This window comes from Streptomyces sp. JW3 (assembly GCF_052216785.1).
Classification (GTDB): domain Bacteria; phylum Actinomycetota; class Actinomycetes; order Streptomycetales; family Streptomycetaceae; genus Streptomyces.
In genome coordinates, this window is the sequence record NZ_JBQOUX010000020.1 from 19,956 (window position 1) to 39,572 (window position 19,617).

The 19,617-nt window shown below is 71.2% G+C and carries 18 protein-coding genes; 8 read left to right on the forward strand and 10 right to left on the reverse strand.

Annotation, left to right across the window (positions count from 1 at the left end; translation table 11 throughout):
- Positions 1–179: 179 nt before the first annotated feature.
- On the forward strand, positions 180–2,018 hold the full coding sequence (locus ACTT8P_RS11330; protein ID WP_442831447.1) for a cholesterol oxidase substrate-binding domain-containing protein: 1,839 nt from the start codon (positions 180–182) through the stop codon (positions 2,016–2,018).
- An 82-nt stretch (positions 2,019–2,100) separates the two neighbouring features.
- Here the strand turns inward: ACTT8P_RS11330 and ACTT8P_RS11335 are convergent, their stop codons facing one another.
- Together ACTT8P_RS11335 and ACTT8P_RS11340 are read right to left on the reverse strand one after the other, a co-directional pair.
- Positions 2,101–3,660, reverse strand: a complete 1,560-nt coding sequence (locus ACTT8P_RS11335; protein WP_442831448.1) for a glycosyl hydrolase 53 family protein — start codon at positions 3,658–3,660, stop codon at positions 2,101–2,103.
- An 82-nt stretch (positions 3,661–3,742) separates the two neighbouring features.
- On the reverse strand, positions 3,743–5,764 hold the full coding sequence (locus ACTT8P_RS11340) for a beta-galactosidase (RefSeq protein ID WP_442831449.1): 2,022 nt from the start codon (positions 5,762–5,764) through the stop codon (positions 3,743–3,745).
- 192 nt (positions 5,765–5,956) lie between these two features.
- Here ACTT8P_RS11340 and ACTT8P_RS11345 point away from each other — a divergent pair, with 192 nt between their 5' ends.
- The 4 genes from ACTT8P_RS11345 to ACTT8P_RS11360 are packed head-to-tail and all read left to right on the forward strand — an operon-like array spanning position 5,957 to position 10,123.
- Positions 5,957–7,270 (forward strand): ABC transporter substrate-binding protein, encoded by a 1,314-nt coding sequence (locus ACTT8P_RS11345; RefSeq protein ID WP_442831450.1) that lies wholly within the window; start codon positions 5,957–5,959, stop codon positions 7,268–7,270.
- Positions 7,267–8,193 (forward strand): carbohydrate ABC transporter permease, encoded by a 927-nt coding sequence (locus tag ACTT8P_RS11350; protein WP_442831451.1) that lies wholly within the window; start codon positions 7,267–7,269, stop codon positions 8,191–8,193. Before ACTT8P_RS11345 ends, ACTT8P_RS11350 begins: the two co-directional genes overlap by 4 nt.
- The gene (locus ACTT8P_RS11355) at positions 8,190–9,095 is read left to right on the forward strand and encodes a carbohydrate ABC transporter permease (protein ID WP_442831452.1); all 906 of its coding nucleotides are present in this window, start codon (positions 8,190–8,192) and stop codon (positions 9,093–9,095) included. The genes ACTT8P_RS11350 and ACTT8P_RS11355 overlap by 4 nt, the downstream gene beginning before the upstream one ends.
- Positions 9,092–10,123, forward strand: a complete 1,032-nt coding sequence (locus ACTT8P_RS11360) for a LacI family DNA-binding transcriptional regulator (RefSeq protein ID WP_442831453.1) — start codon at positions 9,092–9,094, stop codon at positions 10,121–10,123. The genes ACTT8P_RS11355 and ACTT8P_RS11360 overlap by 4 nt, the downstream gene beginning before the upstream one ends.
- Positions 10,124–10,206: 83 nt before the next feature.
- Here the strand turns inward: ACTT8P_RS11360 and ACTT8P_RS11365 are convergent, their stop codons facing one another.
- Positions 10,207–11,367 (reverse strand): epoxide hydrolase family protein, encoded by a 1,161-nt coding sequence (locus ACTT8P_RS11365; protein WP_442831454.1) that lies wholly within the window; start codon positions 11,365–11,367, stop codon positions 10,207–10,209.
- Positions 11,368–11,470: 103 nt separating this feature from the next.
- Between ACTT8P_RS11365 and ACTT8P_RS11370 the strand changes: the two genes are divergently transcribed.
- Positions 11,471–12,070 (forward strand): TetR/AcrR family transcriptional regulator, encoded by a 600-nt coding sequence (locus tag ACTT8P_RS11370; protein ID WP_442831455.1) that lies wholly within the window; start codon positions 11,471–11,473, stop codon positions 12,068–12,070.
- Positions 12,071–12,139: 69 nt separating this feature from the next.
- Here ACTT8P_RS11370 and ACTT8P_RS11375 read toward each other — a convergent pair whose 3' ends face one another.
- From ACTT8P_RS11375 to ACTT8P_RS11390, 4 genes are all read right to left on the reverse strand, one after another.
- Positions 12,140–12,874, reverse strand: coding sequence for a hypothetical protein (locus tag ACTT8P_RS11375; protein ID WP_442831456.1), 735 nt, complete (start codon positions 12,872–12,874; stop codon positions 12,140–12,142).
- A gap of 47 nt (positions 12,875–12,921) precedes the next feature.
- Positions 12,922–13,656 carry a helix-turn-helix domain-containing protein gene (locus ACTT8P_RS11380; protein WP_442831457.1) on the reverse strand — a complete coding sequence of 245 codons (735 nt, stop codon included), beginning with the start codon at positions 13,654–13,656 and terminating at the stop codon, positions 12,922–12,924.
- Between the two features lie 85 nt (positions 13,657–13,741).
- Positions 13,742–14,317, reverse strand: coding sequence for an AAA family ATPase (locus ACTT8P_RS11385; RefSeq protein WP_442831458.1), 576 nt, complete (start codon positions 14,315–14,317; stop codon positions 13,742–13,744).
- Between the two features lie 69 nt (positions 14,318–14,386).
- The gene (locus ACTT8P_RS11390; RefSeq protein WP_442831459.1) at positions 14,387–14,989 is read right to left on the reverse strand and encodes a class I SAM-dependent methyltransferase; all 603 of its coding nucleotides are present in this window, start codon (positions 14,987–14,989) and stop codon (positions 14,387–14,389) included.
- 762 nt (positions 14,990–15,751) lie between these two features.
- Between ACTT8P_RS11390 and ACTT8P_RS11395 the strand changes: the two genes are divergently transcribed.
- Both ACTT8P_RS11395 and ACTT8P_RS11400 read left to right on the forward strand, forming a co-directional pair.
- Positions 15,752–16,354, forward strand: a complete 603-nt coding sequence (locus tag ACTT8P_RS11395) for a gamma carbonic anhydrase family protein (RefSeq protein ID WP_442831460.1) — start codon at positions 15,752–15,754, stop codon at positions 16,352–16,354.
- A 66-nt stretch (positions 16,355–16,420) separates the two neighbouring features.
- The gene (locus ACTT8P_RS11400; RefSeq protein WP_442831461.1) at positions 16,421–17,041 is read left to right on the forward strand and encodes a TetR/AcrR family transcriptional regulator; all 621 of its coding nucleotides are present in this window, start codon (positions 16,421–16,423) and stop codon (positions 17,039–17,041) included.
- A 281-nt stretch (positions 17,042–17,322) separates the two neighbouring features.
- Here ACTT8P_RS11400 and ACTT8P_RS11405 read toward each other — a convergent pair whose 3' ends face one another.
- The 3 genes from ACTT8P_RS11405 to ACTT8P_RS11415 form a co-directional block, all read right to left on the reverse strand.
- The gene (locus ACTT8P_RS11405; RefSeq protein WP_442831462.1) at positions 17,323–17,883 is read right to left on the reverse strand and encodes a hypothetical protein; all 561 of its coding nucleotides are present in this window, start codon (positions 17,881–17,883) and stop codon (positions 17,323–17,325) included.
- Positions 17,884–18,108: 225 nt separating this feature from the next.
- Positions 18,109–18,744, reverse strand: a complete 636-nt coding sequence (locus ACTT8P_RS11410) for a cytochrome b/b6 domain-containing protein (RefSeq protein WP_442831463.1) — start codon at positions 18,742–18,744, stop codon at positions 18,109–18,111.
- On the reverse strand, positions 18,728–19,492 hold the full coding sequence (locus ACTT8P_RS11415; protein ID WP_442831464.1) for a molybdopterin-dependent oxidoreductase: 765 nt from the start codon (positions 19,490–19,492) through the stop codon (positions 18,728–18,730). The genes ACTT8P_RS11410 and ACTT8P_RS11415 overlap by 17 nt, the downstream gene beginning before the upstream one ends.
- Between the last annotated feature and the right edge of the window lie 125 nt (positions 19,493–19,617).

Here is a 19,617-nt window from a genome sequence, read left to right on the forward strand (position 1 = left end):
AACCGGTGCCGGACCGGAGTCGCGCGCACGGCGCCGCTGACCGCCGCCCTCGCCGGAGGCCGCGGTCCGTGTGGTGGAAGCGCCGAACAGCCGGGCACCACCCACCTGTTGCCGGGTAGCGTGGGCACTCGACCGGCTCGGTACGGCTGAGCCCGGCGGGACAAGGGGAGGTCTCAGGGATGGCCGGTGATTCCTCGGTGCACGGCGGCGGGCTGTCGCGGCGCGACCTGCTCGCGTCGTCGGCCGTCGCGGGCGGCGCGGTGTGGCTGCTGCGCGGACTGGTCCGGCCGGACGGCGCGTACGCCGCCGACGCACCCCCGACGCCGCCGGATTTCCCGGCCGGACCCGACCTCTACCGACGCGTCTACGAGAACTGGGCCGGCGAGATTCACACCGACCAGCTGTGGACGTGCGCCCCGCGCACCCCCCAAGACGTGCTCGACGTCGTCAACTGGGCGCACGGCGCGGGCTGGACGGTACGCGCGCAAGGCAAACGGCACGGCTGGGCCCCGCTCACGGTGGCCGACGGCACACCCGCCGCGGCCCAGGTCGTCCTGCTGGACACCACCGCGCACCTCACCGCCATGTCACTGGAGCGGCGGGCCGCCGACGGCTCGGCCGAGGTCCGGGCCCAGACCGGGGCCACCCTGGAGGACCTGCTCGCGCTCGCCGGCGCCGCCGGATACGGCGTCACCGCCGCGCCGGCCCCCGGACAGCTGTCGGTCGGCGGCGCGCTCGCCATCGGCGCGCACGGTACGGCCGTCCCCGCCACCGGCGAGAGCCCGCCGCCCGGCCACGGCTACGGCTCGCTGAGCAACCTGGTCACCGAACTGACCGCGGTCGTCTGGGACGCGGGCACCCACCGCTACGTCCTGCGGACCGTCGGCCGGGCCGACCCCGACTGCGACGCGCTCCTCACCCACCTCGGCCGTTCGCTCGTCGTCGAGGCCATGCTGCGCGTGGGCGCCGACCAGAACCTGCGCTGCCAGTCCCTCCTGGACATCCCGGCCGCCGAACTGTTCGCCGCCCCCGCGACCGCGGCCGGCAAGCGGACCCTGGCCCAGTTCGTCGACCGCACCGGCCGGGCGGAGGCGATCTGGTTCGCGTTCACCGACAAGCCCTGGCTGAAGGTCTGGAGCGTCACTGAGCGACAGCCGCTGGGCTCCCGCGCGGTCGACGAGCCGTACAACTACCCGTTCTCCGACTCCCTCCCCGAACCGGTGGCCCGGCTGGCCGGATCCCTGGTCTCGGGGGCCTGGGCCAGCGCGCCGCTCTTCGGCCAGGTGCAGTACTTGCTGGCCAAGGTGGCGCTGACCGGTGACATCACCGACGTCCTGCTCTCCGGCGACCTCGTACGGGACGTGCTGACCGGTGACGTCCTCACCCATCTGCTGGCGGGCGGGCTGCGGTCGGACCTGTGGGGCGCCTCCCGCAACCTGCTGGAGTACATCCGGCCCACCACGCTGCGCGAGACGGCCAACGGCTACGCCGTCCTCGTCCGCCGCGCCGATCTGCAATGGGTGGTCAGCCAGTTCGCCGACTTCTACCGCACGCTGCTCGCCGAGTACGCGGCGCGCGGCGAGTACCCGGTCAACGGCCAGGTGGAGATCCGCGTGACCGGCCTGGAGGACCCGTCGGTGTGCGGCGTGCCCGGCGCGCGGCCACCCCTGCTGTCCGCCCTGCGACCGCGCCCCGACCGGCCGGACGCCGACACCGCCGTATGGATCGACATCCTCTCCCTGCCGGCCACACCCGCCCTGCACCGCTTCTACCGGGAGATCGAGCAGTTCCTGTTCGCCCTGGACGGGGACCGGGCGACGGTCCGGGTGGAGTGGTCCAAGGGCTGGGCCTACACCGACACCGCCGCGTGGTCCGACCCGGACGTCCTCACCCGGGCCGTCCCCGCCGCCCTGCGCGCCGGGGACGATGCGGGCTGGGACGAGGCGGTCTCGGCCCTGGAACGGCTCGACCCGCACCACGTGATGTCCAGCCCCTTCCTCGACACCCTGCTGCGCTGATCCGCGCACGGGCCGGACCCGGACGGCCCGTGCGCGGGCATGACCTGGCCACCGCGACCGGGGCCGCGGTGAGCGGGCCGGGTCAGCGGTGGCCGAACCAGCTCGTCGCCGGCAGGGCCCGGTCGTCGTAGCCGAAGAGGGCCTGGTTCTCCCAGCCGTTGCCGGAGGCGGGGTCGGTGGGGTCCCAGCCGTTGCCGGTGACGGCGGTCCAGGTGGCCTCCCAGTAGAAGACGCCCAGTCCGCGGCCGTTCGGGACGGCCTCCACGACGCTCGCGATGTCGTTCATCCACCGTGTCTGCCCGGCGGTGGTGGCCGGGTAGCCGGCGACGAGTTCCCCGTCGAGGTCGATGATGTTCTCCTGCCCGTCCTCGCTGTCGAGCCGGAAGGGGTAGGCCGTCTCGGCGACGAAGACCGGCTTGCCGTAGCGGCTGGCGGCGTCGTCCAGGGTGGTCTGGAAGTCGGCCGGCGCACCGTGCCAGTACCCGTAGTACGACAGGCCGATGGCGTCGAACCGCACGCCGTTCGCGACGGCCGAGTCGAACCACCAGCGGGTGCCGTCCAGGTCACCGCCCTCGGCCAGGTGCAGTGCCACGGTCGTGGTGGAGCTGACCGCCTTGACCGCGTCGTAGCCGGAGTTGAGCAGGCCGGCCAGTTGCGGCCAGTTGCTGGTGGAGCCCTCGTTCCACAGCATGCCGCCGTTGATCTCGTTGCCGACCTGGACCATGTCGGCGGTGGTGCCCTGGGCCTTCAGCGCGTTCAGCACGTCGTACGTGTGGGTGTACACGTCCGTCTTCAGCTGCGCGTAGGAGTGCCCGGCCCAGGCGGCCGGCTTGGTCTGCTTGCCGGGGTCGGCCCAGGAGTCCGAGTAGTGGAAGTCGACCAGCAGCTTCATGCCCTGTGCTTTGATCCGCTTGGCCAGGGCGAGGACGTGGGCCTTGTCGTTGTAGCCGTCGGTCGGGTTCACCCAGACCTTGAGCCGGGCGTAGTTCATGCCCGCGGAGCGCAGAACGGTGAGCGGGTCGGCGGTGGAGCCGGAGGCGGTGCGGTAAGTCCCGCCCTGCGCCTCGCTCTTGGCGAGGGAGGAGATGTCGGCGCCGTGCACGGTGGTGCCGCCGGTGCCGGGGGCGAAGGTCAGGTCGTCGACGTTGATCCAGTTGCCCGCGTCGGCGTCGCTGGTGATGCTGACGGTGCACTGGTTGGTGGTGACGGTGACCGGTACGACGATCCGTATCCAGCCGCTCGCGGAGACCGGGAGATCGGTGCGCTGCTCGGTGCCGCCGCAGTTCCGCAGGGCCAGGTACGCGGAGTTCTGGCCGCCGCTGGAGCGGACCCAGGCGGTGAGCCGGTAGCTGCCGTTGGTGAGGCCGGACAGGTACTGGTAGGTCTCCACCTGGTAGGCGGTGGACGCCCAGTGGCTCAGCCGGTGGCTGCCCGCGTGGCCGCCCGCCTCGACGTAGGAGGCGCCGGCCGAGCCGTACTCCGACCAGCCGGCGGGGACCGCCGCGCCGGTGCCGTCGGCTTCGAAACCGCCGTTGGTCAGGGTGCTCGCCGCCTGGGCGGTGGGCGCGGGTGCCAGGGTGAGGGCGAGCCCTGCGGCCAGTGGCAGCAGCAGGGCTCTGAGGGTGCGTCTGGGATGGAACATCGTCGTTCGTCGTCCCTTCGACGTACGGGGAAACAGTGCCGGACCGAGGGCGGGTGGTCCCGCCCCCGGGTGGTGCGTTCGGTCAGCCGTCGAGCCGGACGACCCGTACGGCCCCCGCGGGAACCTCGAAGCGGCCCGCGGCGTTCTCGCCCGTCAGCAGTTCGGTGCCGGGCGTGTCCAGGGGCACCTTGACGTCGGTGCCGGTGTGGTTGACGGCGAAGAGGTAGCTGCCCGACTCGCCGGTGCGGCGCACCACCTCGACGTCCCGGGGGAGGTCGGGGCGGGCCGGGACGTGGGCGTCCTCGGTGGCCCGGGCCAGCACCGCGTCCAGGCCGTCGGCGGCCAGGCGGGTGGAGACGTACCAGGCGGTGCCCGCGCCGAGCCGGTGCCGGGTGACGGCGGGGTGGCCGGCGGCCGGGCCGTCCGCGTACGTCCACACGGTCTCGGCGCCGCGCGGGACCACGAACTCGGTCCAGACGTCGGCGGCCAGGCCGGTGCCGCCGGGGCCGGTGACCTCGACCGTGTCGCCCTTCAGCAGCGGTGCGAACTCCTCGACGGTCAGCCCGAGTACGTCCCGCAGTACACCGGGGCAGGCGCCCTCGTGCACGGCGTCGTGCTCGTCGACGATGCCGGAGAAGTACGACACCAGCAGCGTGCCGCCGCTCTCCACGTACTGGGTGAGGTTGCGGCCGGCCGCCTCGGTCATCAGGTACAGCGCGGGCACCACGACCAGCGGGTAGGCCGACAGGTCGGCCTCCGGGTGGGCGAAGTCGACCGTGAGGTGGCGGTCGTAGAGCGCCTCGTAGAAGGCGTCGGCGCGTTCCCGGGCGTCGTGGTCCTCGCTGGGCCGCCACTCCAGGTTCTGCGCCCACCACGAGTGCCAGTCCCACAGAACGGCCACGTCGGCGACCGTGCGGGTGCCCCGGATCTCGCTCAGGTCGTCGAGTGCCGCGCCGAGTGCGACGACCTCGCGCCAGACGCGGGTGCCGGTGCCGCCGTGCGGCAGCATCGCCGAGTGGAACTTCTCGGCGCCGCGCCGGGACTGCCGCCACTGGAAGAACATCGCGCCCTCGGAGCCGCGGGCCACGTGGGCCAGGGAGTTGCGGGCCATCTGGCCGGGGGACTTGGCGGGGTTGCGCGGCTGCCAGTTGACGCCCGAGGTGGAGTGTTCAAGGAGCAGCCAGGGGGCGCCGCCCGCCACCGAGCGGGTCAGGTCGGCGGCCATCGCGAGGTTGACGTGGGTGCGGCGGCCGTCCGTGATCAGGTAGTGGTCGTTGGTGACCAGGTCGACCTCGCGGCCCCAGGCCCAGTAGTCGATCGAGTCGCACTGGCTGAGGGCGGTCATGAAGTTGGTGGTGACCGGGACGCCGGGTGAGAGGCGGTGCAGGATGTCGCGTTCGGCGCGGAAGTTCTCGCGGATGGTGGCGTCGGCGAACCGCTTGTAGTCCAGTGCCTGGGCCGGGTTGCCGACCGTGGGGGTCAGCCGCGGCGGGTTGATCTCGTCGAGGCCGCCGTAGCGCTGGCCCCAGAAGGCGGTGCCCCACGCCTCGTTCACCGCGTCGGCCGTGCCGTACTCCGTCGCCAGCCAGCGGCGGAAGTGCGCGGCGCAGGAGTCGCAGTAGCAGGCGGAGACGGGGACGCCGTACTCGTTGTGGACGTGCCACAGGGCGAGTGCGGGGTGGTCGCCGTAGCGCTCGGCGAGCTTCGTGGTGATGTTGGCGGCGGCGGCCCGGTAGTCGGCGTTGCTGTGGCAGAGGGCGCCGCGGGAGCCGAACTCGTAGCGGCGGCCGTCGGCCGTGACGGGCAGTGCCTCGGGGTGCGCCCGGAAGAACCAGACCGGGGGGACCACGGTGGGCGTGCCGAGGTCGACCCGGATGCCGTTCTCGTGCAGCAGGTCCAGCACCCGGTCGAGCCAGCCGAAGTCGTAGGTGCCCGGGGCGGGTTCCAGCAGCGCCCAGGAGAAGATGCCCACGCTCACCATCGAGACGCCGGCCTCCCGCATCAGCCGGACGTCCTCCTGCCATACGCTTTCCGGCCACTGCTCGGGGTTGTAGTCCCCGCCGAAGGCGAGCCTGGCGAGGCCCTTGGGGGCGGTCTCCGGCATGTAAGTCTCCCGGTTCGGTCGATCATTTGGGAACGTGCACACACATGGTTGAGGGCGCGAGGCCAACATAACCGCACAGCAACAACCATTGACAAGTGTCCGGGACGTTTCTCTACTGTGAACGCTCACAGACGCATGGCAGGTCCCCGCGACGGGCGGGGGCTCTGTTTTCAGGGTTTCAGGGAGATTTCCATGCCGCACACGAAGCACCGTCGCCTCGTGGCCACCGCCGTCGCCGTCACGGTCGGTGCCACCGCGCTGGCCGCCTGCGGTTCGCAGGACGACGAGGCCCGGTCGGGTCCCGTCTCGCTCACGTACTGGACCTGGACGCCCGGCATGGACCAGGTCGTCGACCTGTGGAACAAGGGGCCGGGCAAGAAGCAGCAGATCACCGTCACGGTGAAGAAGCAGGCGTCCGGCGACACCCTGGTCACCAAGATCCTCACCGCGCACAAGGCCGGCAAGGCGCCCGACCTGGTCCAGGCCGAGTACCAGGCGCTGCCCACGCTGGTCAGCAACGACGCGCTGGCCGACATATCCGGCGAGGTCGGCGACGCCAAGGGCGACTTCGCCGACGGCGTCTGGCAGCAGACGACGCTCGGCACCGACGCGGTCTACGCGGTGCCGCAGGACATCGGACCGATGATGTTCTACTACCGCGCCGACCTCTTCAAGAAGTACGGCCTCGACGTCCCCACCACCTGGGAGGAGTTCGCCGACACCGCACGGGCGCTGAAGAAGAAGGCCCCGGACACCGACCTCACCACCTTCTCCGCAGGCGACTCCGGTCTCTTCGCGGGCCTCGCCCAGCAGGCCGGCGCCCAGTGGTGGACCACCGAGGGCGAGAAGTGGAAGGTCGGCATCGACGACGCGGCCACCAGGAAGGTCGCCGAGTTCTGGGGCGGTCTCGTCGAGGAGGGCGCCATCGACAACCAGCCGATGTACACCCCGGCCTGGAACAAGGCGCTCAACACCGGCAAGCAGCTCGCCTGGGTCAGCGCGGTGTGGGCGCCGGGCACCCTGACCACCGCCGCCCCCGACACGGCCGGCAAGTGGGCCATGGCGCCGCTCCCCCAGTGGTCCGCCGGCCAGAACGTCACCGGCAGCTGGGGCGGTTCCTCCACCGCCGTCACCACGGACTCCGGGAACAAGGACGCCGCCGCCAAGTTCGCCGCCTGGCTGAACACCGACGCCGAGGCACTGAACGCGCTCGCCAAGGAGAGCGGCATCTACCCGGCCGCCACCGCCGCCCAGACCAGCGGCGCCTTCGCCGAGCCGCCGGAGTACTTCTCGAACCAGGCCGACTTCTACACCAAGGCCGCCGAGATCGCGGGGACCACCGCGCCGTCCGCCTGGGGCCCGAACGTCAACGTCGCGTACACGACCTTCAAGGACGCCTTCGGCGCCGCCGCCAAGAACAAGTCCGACTTCACCGCCGCGCTGGCCGCCATGCAGCAGGACACCGTCGCCGACCTGGAGAAGCAGGGCTTCGAGGTCGCGAAGTGAGCGGTACGGCACGCCGGAGGGGGTACGGGGCCAAGGCCGCCCCGTACACCTTCCTCCTCCCCGCGACGCTCCTGTTCGCCCTGTTCTTCGCGCTGCCCATCGGGTACGCCCTCTGGCTCAGCTTCCGCAAGGTGCAGGTCTCCGGCCTCGGCCTGGGCTCCGGCGCCCGCACCGAGGTCTGGGCCGGCCTGGAGAACTACACCGACGCCCTCACCGACAGCGAACTGCTGAACGGCGCGCTGCGCGTCCTCGGCTACGGCGCGATCGTCGTCCCCGTGATGCTCGGTCTGGCGCTGCTGTTCGCGCTGATGCTCGACTCCGAGCGGGTCCGGCTCGCCCCGTACACCCGGCTCGCGATCTTCCTGCCGTACGCCGTCCCCGGCGTGGTCGCGGCGCTGCTGTGGGGCTTCCTCTACCTGCCGGACGTCAGCCCGTTCTATTTCGTCCTCGACCGGCTGGGCCTGCCGCAGCTGGACCTGCTGGACAGCGGGCCGCTCTACCTCGCCCTGTCCAACATCGCGGTCTGGGGCGGCACCGGCTTCAACATGATCGTCATCTACACGTCGCTGCGGTCCATCCCGGCCGAGGTGTACGAGGCGGCGAAGCTGGACGGCGCCACGCCGCTCCAGACCGCGCTGCGCATCAAGATCCCGATGGTGGCGCCGTCGCTGGTGCTGACCTTCTTCTTCTCGATCATCGCCACCCTCCAGGTGTTCAACGAACCGACCACCCTCAAACCGCTCACCAACTCCGTGTCCACCACCTGGAGTCCGCTGATGAAGGTGTACCAGGACGCCTTCGGCAACGGCGACATCTACGCCGCCGCCGCTCAGGCGACCATCATCGCCCTGGCCACGCTGCTGCTGTCGTTCGGCTTCCTGCGGGCCGCGAACCGTCGTCAGAAGCAGGAGGCGACCCGATGAGTTCCCTCGCGCTGCGCAAGTCCGTACCCGCCGCGGGCACCACCCCCGGCACCGCCCAGGGCCCCCCGCCGCGCCGCCGGATCGCCCTGATCCCGACCGTGACACTGCTGCTCGGCGCGGTCTACTGCCTGCTGCCCGTGGCCTGGGTGGTGATCGCCTCCACCAAGTCGGGCAGCGAGCTGTTCTCCACCTTCACCTTCCTGCCGGGCAGCGGATTCACCGAGAACCTCGCCGACCTCAGCGCCTACCGCGACGGCGTGTACTGGCGGTGGATGGGCAACTCCGCGCTGTACGCCGGGGCCGGGGCGCTGCTCTCCGCGGCGGTGTCGGCGTGCGCCGGGTACGCGCTGGCGGTCTACCGCTTCCGCGGCCGGGAGGCGATGTTCAACGTCCTGCTGGCCGGGGTGCTGATGCCGCCGGTGATCCTCGCCATCCCGCAGTACCTGCTGCTGGCCCAGGCCGACCTGACGGACTCCTACCTGTCCGTGCTGCTGCCGCAGATCCTCTCCCCGTACGGCGTCTACCTGGCCCGCGTCTACGCCGCCGCCGCGGTCCCGGCGGACGTGGTCGAGGCCGGTCGGATGGACGGCGCGAGCGAGTGGCGGATCTTCACCCGGGTCGCGCTGCCGATGATGACGCCGGGCCTGGTGACGGTCTTCCTGTTCCAGTTCGTGGCGATCTGGAACAACTTCCTGCTGCCGTACATCATGCTCAGCGACGACGAGAAGTTCCCGATCACCCTCGGTCTGTACACGCTGCTGGAGCAGGGGGCGAATACTCCCGCCCTGTACACGCTGGTGGTCACCGGCGCGTTCCTCGCGGTGTTCCCGCTGGTGGCGCTGTTCCTGGTAGTCCAGCGGTTCTGGAGTCTGGACCTGCTGTCCGGGGCCGTAAAGTCATGACCATGAGCACCACGGGGGGCCGGCCCAGACCGCCGACCATTCACGACGTGGCGCGCGAGGCGGGTGTCTCGCGCGGCACCGTCTCGCGCGTCCTCAACGGTGGGCACTACGTCAGTGCGGCGGCGCAGGAAGCGGTCAACGCCGCGATCCGCAGGACCGGGTACGTCGTGAACCGGCACGCCCGCTCACTGATCACCGGCCGCTCGGACTCGGTGGGCTTCCTCCTGACCGAACCCCAGGAACGCTTCTTCGAGGACCCCAACTTCAACGTGCTGCTGCGCGGCTGCACCCAGGCGCTGGCCGCGCACGACATCCCGCTGCTGCTGATGCTGGCGGGAACCGACGACGAACGGCGCCGCATCACGCGCTACATCACCGCGGGGCACGTCGACGGAGTGCTCCTGGTCTCCAGCCACTCCGGCGATCCCGTGGCGCAGGAACTGCGGGAGGCGGGGGTGCCGCTGGTGGCCTGCGGCAAGCCGATCGGGCTGGGTTCCAAGGTGAGTTACGTGGCCGCGGACGACCGGGACGGCGCCCGGGAGATGGTCCGGCATCTGCTCTCGCTCGGCCGGCGCCGGATCGGCGTGGTCACCGGTCCGCTCGACACTCCCGGCGGTGTCGAGCGGCTCGCCGGCTACCAGGAGGAACTGGCCGGGTCGGGACTCGCGATCGACGACCGGCTCATCGTCTCCGGCGACTACAGCCGGGCCAGCGGCGAGGCGGGCGCCGAGCTGCTGCTCGACCGGGCGCCCGACCTGGACGCCGTGTTCGTCGCCTCGGACCTCATGGCGCAGGGCGTGCTCTCGGCGCTGCGGCGGGCCGGCCGGCGGGTGCCGCAGGACGTGGCCGTCGGCGGCTTCGACGACTCCCCCGCCGCGCTGGCGGCCAGCCCCGCGCTGACCACCATCCGCCAGCCGTGGGACCGGATCAGCTCGGAGATGGTACGGGTACTGCTCGCCCAGGTGGGCGGCGAGGACCCGGCAGCGGTGATCCTGCCGACGGAACTGGTGGTGCGGGAGTCCACCTGAGCCGCGGCCCGCGCCCGAGCCGGCAGCTCCGAGCAGGCGGAGATCGAGTGACAGGCGTACGCTCCGCAGTTCGCGCGGTGGTGTCAGGAACGAAGAGGGCGCAGGCCGGTGCGGATTTCGCTGACCAGGGTCGCCGGCTGTTCCAGGGCGGCGAAATGCCCGCCCTTGTCGGCCTCGCCGTAGTGGATCAGATTGCTGTAGGTGTCTTCGATCCAGCTTCGCGGCAGGAGTGGGATGTCCTTCGGGAAGACGGTCACCGCGACCGGCAGCGTCAGCTTCGGGCCGGCGAGGGTGCCTGCCGCGTTCTCCCAGTAGATGCGGCCGGACGACGCCGCGCTGTTGGTGAACCAGTAGAGGGATATCGCGTCGAGCATGTCGTCCAGACTGACGTCCTCGGCGAGCCCGTTGTTGTCGGTCTTGGACTGGAATTTCTCGTAGATCCAGGCGGCCTGGCCGGCCGGAGAGTCCGCCAGGGCGAATCCGACCGTCTCCGGCCTCGTGCGCTGAAGGTGGTTCGACCCACCGAGTTCGCCGGTGTAGCGGGCGAGGGTCTCCACGGCGTGGCGCTGCTCGGGCGACAGGGTGTCGGGGATCTGCGCGGGAAAGGCGTACTGCGTATTCAGATGAATTCCGAGCAGCCCCTCGGGCCGCATGGCTCCGAGGGCGGTGGTGACGACGGCGCCCCAGTCACCGCCCTGCGCGGCCCATTGCGTATAGCCGAGGCGCTTTATCAGCTCCACCCACGCGCTTGCGACGCGCGACACGTTCCACCCGGTCTCCGTGGGCTTCTGGGAGAACCCGAACCCGGGGAGCGACGGGACGACGACGTCGAATGAGTCGGCGGCGTCTCCGCCGAACGAGACCGGATCGGTCAGCGGGCCGATCAGCTTCAGGAACTCGACGATCGAGCCGGGCCATCCGTGCGTGAGTATCAGCGGCATCGCGCCTGGATTCCTGGACCTGACATGGATGAAGTGGATGTCCAGCCCATCGATCTCGGTGAGGAACTGGGGGAAGCGATTGAGCTCGAACTCGAAGCGCCGCCAGTCGTAGCCGCGCTCCCAGTACTCGACCAGGGACCTGGCGTTCTCCACGCGGACCCCTTGCGACCAGTCGCCCACCGTTTCCGGAGCCGGCCACCGGGTCCTGGCCAGTCGCTGCTTCAGATCGTCGATCTCCGCATCCGGGATCGAGACGGTGAACGGGCGGACGGCGGCCGAGGCCGGCGGTGTCGGTGCGGTCATTGCCTTCTCCTCTTCTCCTGCGCTGCGGAGCACAGCACACCTGCTCGCTGCACACTGCTGTGCAACGTACTCCGCTGCACATGGGTGTGCAACACTGGTGGCCATGCCCACCGAGTCCTCCCGTGCGCGCTCGATGAACGAGACACGCGACCGCATCCTCGACGTCGCCCTCGATGTGCTGGGCGAGAACCCCGACGCCGGCATGGGGGACATCGCCGCCGCCGCCGGCGTCGTCCGCCGCACCGTCTACGGCCACTTCCCCTCGCGCCTCGACCTGATCCGGACGCTCACGGAACGGGCCGTCGCGGAGATGACGGCCGTGCTCACCGAGGTCAACGCCGCCGACGCGGAAGCGGACGCGGCGTGGGTCGCGTTCATCGCCCGCCTGTGGCCGGTGGCGCACCGGTACCGAGTGCTGCTGGCGCTGCGCCGCGGCGAGTACGGCGAGGCGATCCACGGTCTGCTCGGGCCCGTCGACGAGCTCCTCGCCGGCCTGGTGAAACGGGGCCAGGACAGCGAGGTGTTCGCACGGCACCTGCCGGCGGACATCCTGAGCCAGGTCGCCTACGGCGTCGTGTTCGCCATCGCGGACAGCGACCTGTCGGACGGGACCCGCGGCGCCCGTGCGGCGACGATCACGAGCCTGCTGATGCTGGGAGTCCCCGAGCCGCGTGCGACCACTCTCGCGGGCGACCAGCCCTGAGGCGCAGCCCTCGGGCGGACCCGGGCGGACCGGGGCCGCGACGGCACGGACGCGCCGACCTGGCCAGTGTCACTTCTGGAGTTCGTTCAGGTCCATGACCTCATCGGCGGACAGCGACGGGAGCGTCACAGGCTTGTTGAACGCCGAGAACTCGACGGTTTGCGGCTCGTCACCGCCCTTGGTGATCATCTTCAGCGCGTACGGCTCGCCCTGGGCAGCAATCACGAGAGACCGCGTCTCGGCGCCGTCCTTTCCTTTGAGCGTCACCGCCTGCGTGCCGTCGACCTCGGTGTCGTCACCCCGGGTGAGGCTGCTGTCCGTCTTGTCCTTCGTGAACATCGTGGTGGTGTCGCAGAACGGGAACTCCTCTTCCGCGCTCGACTCCTTGAGCCAGCGCCCCTCGATCACCTCGACCAAGGCGTCAGCCTGTTCGGAGGACATGCTCCCTTCACCGGCGGACTGCTGCCAGAACGCCTTGTCACCCTTGAGGTAGGTGGCACCGCCGAGCCAGCGGACCCGGACGGTCCCACCCTCGACCCCGAATGTTCCCAAACAGTTTCCCTTCCCGGCCACCACTACGTCGACGGTCATTTCCTTTCCTTCGGAAGTCATGTCGCCTTTGACTCTGAACGACTTCAGCCCCACCATGGCCAGCCGGGATTTCTCGGATATCTGGGCCGCACTCAGACCTTCGAACGGCTCCGCCGGCGAGGGGGCCGCCTTCTTGTCCTCTCCGCAGGCGGTGAGCGTCACCATCGCCGTCACACACAGGAGAACTGCTCCCAGAAGGGTGCGATTGTTCACTTTCACCTCTCACGTAATAGCTGGATTCCGAGGAGCAGACTCGACTGTCACGTAAAAGGATGCGGAAACCAGCCCGTGATCCGGATCACTCCCGGCGGCGCATTCCTGCTTCCCCGTTTCCACGGCCCCGGCGTTCTCTCCGCCACCGCGGACTCGTCAGCTGTCGGTGGGCTGGGCTCGCGACTGAAGGACCGCCGGTACGCGGTCGGCGTGGTGCTGAGGGTGCGCCGGAAATGCAGCCACAGGTGGGCGGCCGAGCCCAGGCCCGATGCGCGGGCGACCACGTCGACGGAGCGGTCCGTGGCTTCCAGCAGTCCGCGTGCCAGCCCCATCGACCGTAAGGGCGTGGCGCCGGTCTCATCGACGAACCGGCGCAGGAAAGAGCGTTCAGACATACCGGCATAGCGGGACAATCGGGGCACGGCGAGCGGCCCCCTCAAGCCGCGGCGAGGCCCTGCTCGGTGCAGCTCCCGCTCCCACTTGAAAACCGGAGCACTGCTCCGGGCCAGCGCAGGCTGGCGTCGACGGCGGCGCGGATGTGCGCGGGCCGGCCGTCGCGGCGCAGCCGGCTCTCCCCGGCGACGAAGCCGGCCTGGCCGGGCGCTCACCGGCCGGCGCGACTCGACGAGGTTCGCGCCGAGGTCGAGGGCGCGGTGCAGGACGGCGGTCGAGGTGGCGTCGTCGCGGCCGGCGGGGTCGTAGGCGTAGGACATGCCCATGCAGCCGAGGCCGACGGCACCCACCGGGGTGCCGTGCGGGCCGCCGATGTGCCGGGTGTGCACACGTGGTCCTTCCTCGGCGCGGTGCGCGCCGGGTGGCCGGGGCCCGGACCGGCCGGGCCCCGGAGGGGAGTCGCGCGGGGCACGGTCAGGTGACGGCGCCCTCGGTCCAGGCGCGCTTGAGGATCTCGTCGACGGTCTCCTCGACGGTCTGCTCTGAGGTGTCGAGCCACAGCCCGATGCGGGGGGTGCTGTCGCGCAGCACCTGGTCCATGGCGGCGGGCTGCCAGTCGGGGCCGTAGCCGGACTTGGCACGCCGCGCCTCGCGCCGGGCCACGACCTCCGGGTCGGGTGCCAGCATGACCACGGCGAGCGGGCGGCTGCGGATCAGCCGGGGCAGGTCGGCCAGGTACTCGCCGAGGAAGAGGTCCTGGACGACGGCCGTGAACCCGGCCTCGACGTAGGCGTCGGCGGTGGCGGCGGCCAGGCGGTAGCGCAGCCGCAGCTGGGCGACGGCCTCCGGCGGGGGGTCGGCGGTCATGTGCTCCTGGCCGTTGACGATCATGCGGCGGAAGGTGTCGCCGCGCACGTGGGCCGAGCGGGGCAGGCGCTCGGCGAGGGCCTGGGCGACGGTGGACTTGCCGGAGGCGGAGATACCGGAGACGACGATGACGCCGGGGGTGCCGTCGACGGGGGTGGAGGCGGGGCTGGTGAGGTCGGTCATGGGCGGTCGGGAGGTCCTTAACTCGTGGTCTGTGGTCTGTGGTTGGGGGAGGTGGTCGGGGGCGGCCCGTCAGTCGCGTTCGAGGACGAGCAGGTCCATCGAGGCCAGACGGCTCGGGGAGGTCCCCCAGGTCCCCGGCCAGGGTTCACGGCGCAGGCGCAGCCCGTGCCGGGACGCCATCGCCAGCAGGTGATCGGGGCGGTAGGCGATGGCGTACGTGGGTTCCTCCGCGGAGTGCACGTGGTGGTCGCCGCGGTCGTACGGGAAGGTGAACGCGGTCATGCCGCGCGCCATGTTCGCGGCGGCCCGGTCGGTGAGGAGGTAGGCGGTGGCGAAGCACAGCCCGCCCGGCCGCAGTACCCGGGCGCACTGGGCCAGGTAGTTCTCCGTCTCGGCCGGGCGCAGATGGCTGATGAGTCCGACCAGCGCGGCGATGTCGTAGGCCGCGTCCTCGGCGGGGAACCGGAAGCCGGCCGCGTCCAGTGTGCCGCCCGGTTTGTAGATCTCCTGGCGGATGTCGACGTGCGCGAAGCGGAAGCGGGGGTGGCGGGGGGGTGATGGTGCGCGCGCACCACTCGATGGCGTGCGGCACGATGTCGAAGCCGAGGTAGGAGCCCTCGGTGAGGACGTCGGCGAGCGGCACCGCGATCCGGCCCGGACCGCAGCCGGCATCGAGTACGTCGTGGCCGGGGCCCAGGCCGAGTTCGTCCCGCATGTACGCGGTGATCCGGCGGCCCACCTCCAGGAAGTCGCCGTTGCCGACGAAGCGGCGGTGGCGGCGGGGCGGCAGCAGCGGGTGCTCCTTGCCGCGCACGGCGTCCCATACGTCGAGCGCGCGCAGGCCGGTGTGGTAGCCGAGGCGCGCAGGCGTTCGGGGTGTCCGGCGGTGCGTTTTGACGAGGTGTACTTGGTCGCCCTGAGCGCGCTCAGTTCGGGCTTGCTGCCTGCCAAGGAGCGGCCCCTCTCGGTGGTGTGGTGCACCGGTACGGGTGCGAGGGGCCCGGCGCGGGCGTCCGGGCGACTCCCCGGCCCGGTGTTCAGGATGTCGGGCACCGGATGGGCGGTCAACCGGACTTGTCCGGACAGCGAATAGTTTCGCCCGTTACCCGGGGCTTTGGACGGACGGGTCGCCGCCCCGCGCGGACCGGCAGATTCACCTGTCCGGTGCGCCGTACTACATCTCTTCGATTGCGGCCGGGCAACGGGCGGGGGGCGGCCTCAGCAGCGATCTCCGGCTGCTCATGGTGAGTGCGCGGCCCGGCGTTGGGAAGATCAACAACTGCCTGCACCACTCCCGTGCCCTCTTGAAGTCACGCACCGCGATCCCCGAGGAGGAAACCACTCCTCCCGGAGGAAGGCAGACTCCATCGGCCGGCAGATCTCATCGGGTCCCCGGTGTACCGCAGCGTCCCGGGACGCGGCATGATCGCGGCCATGCTGATCGCTCATGAGGGTTGTTCGCCGACGGTCCATCCCACGGCCTATGTCGCTCCGACCGCCACGCTGTGCGGAGACGTGCGGGTGGGGGCCGGGTGCCGGGTGCTGTTCGGCGCGGTGCTCACCGCCGAGGGCGGGCCGGTGGAGCTGGGTGAGGGCAGCATCGTGATGGAGAACGCGGTCCTGCGCGGCACCCGACGGGATCCGCTGACGGTGGGACGGCAGGTCCTGGTCGGTCCCGTCTCCTACCTGACCGGCTGCCGGGTCGAGGACCAGGTCTTCCTGGCCACCGGCAGCCGCGTCTTCAACGGAGCGCGGATCGGCATCCGCTCCGAGGTGCGGATCAACGGCCTCGTGCATCTGCGCACCGTGCTGCCCGCCGACTCGGTGGTGCCGATCGGCTGGGTGGCCGTCGGTGACCCGGTCCGCATCCTGCCGCCAGACGATCACGACGCGATCTGGGCGGTGCAGAAGGACCTGGACTTCCCCGGCCATGTCTTCGGCCTGGCCCGCCCGGCGGAGGGCGAGAGTCTGATGCCGGGCATCTCCGAACGCTTCGGCCGCAGCCTCGGCCGTCACCGCGACGACCAGCAGATCTGAACCCGGCGGGCCGCCACCCCTCGCCCAGAGCGAACGTTCTACCTCACCTCTGTGTATTCTGGCAGGATGAGTACGCGTCCAGCGAGTGGCACCACCTCCGAAGCCCGGGAGCGGCTGCTCAACACGGCAACCAGGATCTTCTACGCGGAGGGCATCCACTCGGTCGGCATCGACCGGATCACCGCGGAGGCGAAGGTGACCCGGGCGACGCTGTACCGGCACTTCGTGGGCAAGGAAGACCTCGTTCTCGCCTATCTCGACCGGGCCGACCGGATGATGCGGGGCCAGGCCGACGCCGCGCAGGCGGGCGGCCGGTCGGCCGTCGACAAGCTGCGGGCGGTCGCCAGGTCCATCGCCGACGGCATCCAGTCACCCGGTTTCCGCGGTTGCGCCTTCCTCAACGCGGCGGCCGAATACCCCGATCCGGCCCACCCGGTCCATCAAGCCGTGCTGGCCCACCGCGAGTGGTTCCTGACCACCGTCACGGACCTGCTGGCACAGGCCACCGACGCCCCAGCCGACCCGGCCGCCCGGCACCTCGTCATGCTCAGGGACGGCGCCATGGCGGCCGGCTGCCTCTTTGACCCCGAGTTGATCCGCGAGACCTTCCTGCGGGGGGTCGACGGGCTCCTGCGGGTGCACGTCGGCGAGGCGGCGGCGCCCCCCGTCGCGGACGGGGCGGTCTGAACTCGCGCCAGGTGAACCGGGGGGGGCGATGGCTCCGCGAACCGAGCCGGCCGAGTCCGGCGTTCAGGCTTCCGACACCGATCGGGAGGCGGCCGCGGCCGTTCCCGACGTGAACGATGAGATCGGCAGCGGGCTTCTGGATCGCCACGAGCGGCCGCTTCCCCCGCACTCCCACCAGCACCAGTCGGGCCGCCCGCCCGGAGCGCCGCCGGACTCGCTCCGCAGCCGTGCCGTGGACGGCGGGCGAGCCCAGTAGGAGCACTCGCCGGCGCCCGATTCCCTCAGTCCTGCTTGGCGGCGCGGCCCAGGCGCAGGGCCGAGATGAGGAAGAAGACGGCGCCCGGAACGGCGTAGCCGATCGCGCTGGAGAGTGTCGGGTCGTCCGCGCCGGCCGACGCGAAGATGGACGCCCCGGCCAGCGTCGAGATGCCGCCGCTGAGGATCATCGGCCACTGGCCGCCCAGCTTCCGGCGCGGGACGGCCACGATCAGCTGGACCAGCCCGGCGACGACCGCCCAGGCGCCCCACACGCGCAGCACCGCCGGTATGCCGGACGCGCCGGCGACGCCCAGTCCGAGGGCCGCGGCGAGGCTGACCGCCGTGTTCACGTAGAGCAACGCGGGTGATCCCGTGCCGCGCGAGGCCTTCGCGTCGACGAGGGCCGCGCCGACATCGAACAGCGGATACAGCACGAGCAGCACGACCACGACGGGGCTCAGTTTCGAGGCCATCGGCAGCGTCACGAGCGCCCAGACGACGGCGAACGCGAACCGGACGAAGTACAACCGCCGCAGGGCAGCGGCCGTCCCGGTGCTGCGGGACGGCGCGGTGAGGGTGCTCACGGAGTTCCTTTCGGTGGATGAGCGGAGCGGCAGGCGGACCGCGTCGGCGCGACGTGCCTGACGTGGGCGCGGCGTTGCCCTGCCCGTGGGTGCCACGACGGGATGGCGTGGCTGACGGCCGGACAGAAGCGGCCGACCGGGCATCCGTTCCGCAAGACTGAACGTTCTGTATCGCCAGAATGGCAACGAGGGCAGGGAAATGTCAAGACCGAACGTTCTACCTCATCAGGCGTCGAGGTCGCCGGTCCACAGCGAGTGCTCCCGGGCCGCCCATTCCTCGCCGACCGAGCCGGTGCGCATGCCCCGGCGGGCCTCCGGATCTCCCAGGGCCATGCCGATGTGACCGGCCAGGACGATGCCGAGGGTGAGGGCCAGCCAGTCGTGGACGAACGTGGCCGAGGTGCGCCACGTGAGTGGGGTGAGGTGGGTGAACCACATCATCAGGCCGGTGCCGAGCATGACGAGCGTGGCACCGGCCGTCCAGGACGCGAAGAGCTTCTGTCCGGCGTTGAACTTGTGCGCGGGACGGGCCCCGGGCCGCTTGTCCCGCCGCAGGACGGCACGCAGCCACCGGGTGTCGTGCGGACCGAAGCGGTTCAGCAGGCCCAGGTCCGCGCGCAGGGCCCGGGAGCCGAGGCCGATCAGCACCGGGACCGGGAGGGCGACTCCCGACCACTCGTGCACGGTGACCACCAGGGCGCGGCGGCCGACGAGTTCGGCGAACAGCGGCAGATACAGGAAGGCCGCGGTCAGCACGCACACGCCCATCAGCACTGCCGTCGCGCGGTGGGCCCAGCGTTCGGCCCGGCTGAACCGCGGCAGCCGTCCGGCGGCCGGCCCGGACTCAGGTCGTGGGCTCATCGTCCCGCCCGTTCGAACGGCCCACCCAGGCGTCGATGTCGTAGCCACGCTCTTCCCAGTACCCCGGTCGCACGTGCTCGGTGACGGTGATGCCGGAAAGCCACTTGGCGGACTTGTAGAAGTACATGGGCGCCACGTAGAGGCGGACGGGACCGCCGTGGGAGTGCCCGATGTCCTTGTCCTGCATGCGCAGGGCGACCAGGACGTCCGGGCGGCGCGCCTGTTCCAGCGTCAGGCTCTCCGTGTAGGCACCGTCGAAGCATGTGAAGCGCACCGCGCCGGCGGAGGCGCGCACTCCCGCGGCGTCCAGCAGCCGGGACAGCCGCACTCCTTCGAACGGGGTCCCCGGGACCCGCCAGCCGGTCACGCACTGCACGTCGCGCACCATACGGGTCTGGGGCATCGCCTTGAGATCGGCCAGGGTGTACGTCGCCGGGCGGTCGACCAGGCCGTCGACGCCGAGCCGGTAGGTGTCGGCGTCCTTGTGCGGTACGGACGAGGTCACCGAGTAGTAGCGGAAGCCGCCACCGTTCGGCAGCAGGCCCGTCAGTCCGGTCGGGTCCCGCTCGGCGGCACCGCCGAGAAAGGACTCGAAACCACGTTGCAACGCGGGGGCGGCGAGGACGCCGAGCGTACCGGCGCCGAGCGTGCCGAGGAAGACCCGCCGTCCGACAGGCACACCACCCGGCTTCTCCGGCCTGTCCCGCCCGTCCGGCCTCTGTGGCCTCTGCGGCCTTTCGGAGCTCATGTTTTCCCCTCCCGTTGCTTCGCCGACCGGAGGGGCCGGTCCGCGTCAACCGGCTCTCGCCGACGCCACGCACGGCGCGTGTCGCTGCCTTGAGCGCCCCGTCGGGAGTGTATCCAGCCGGTCCG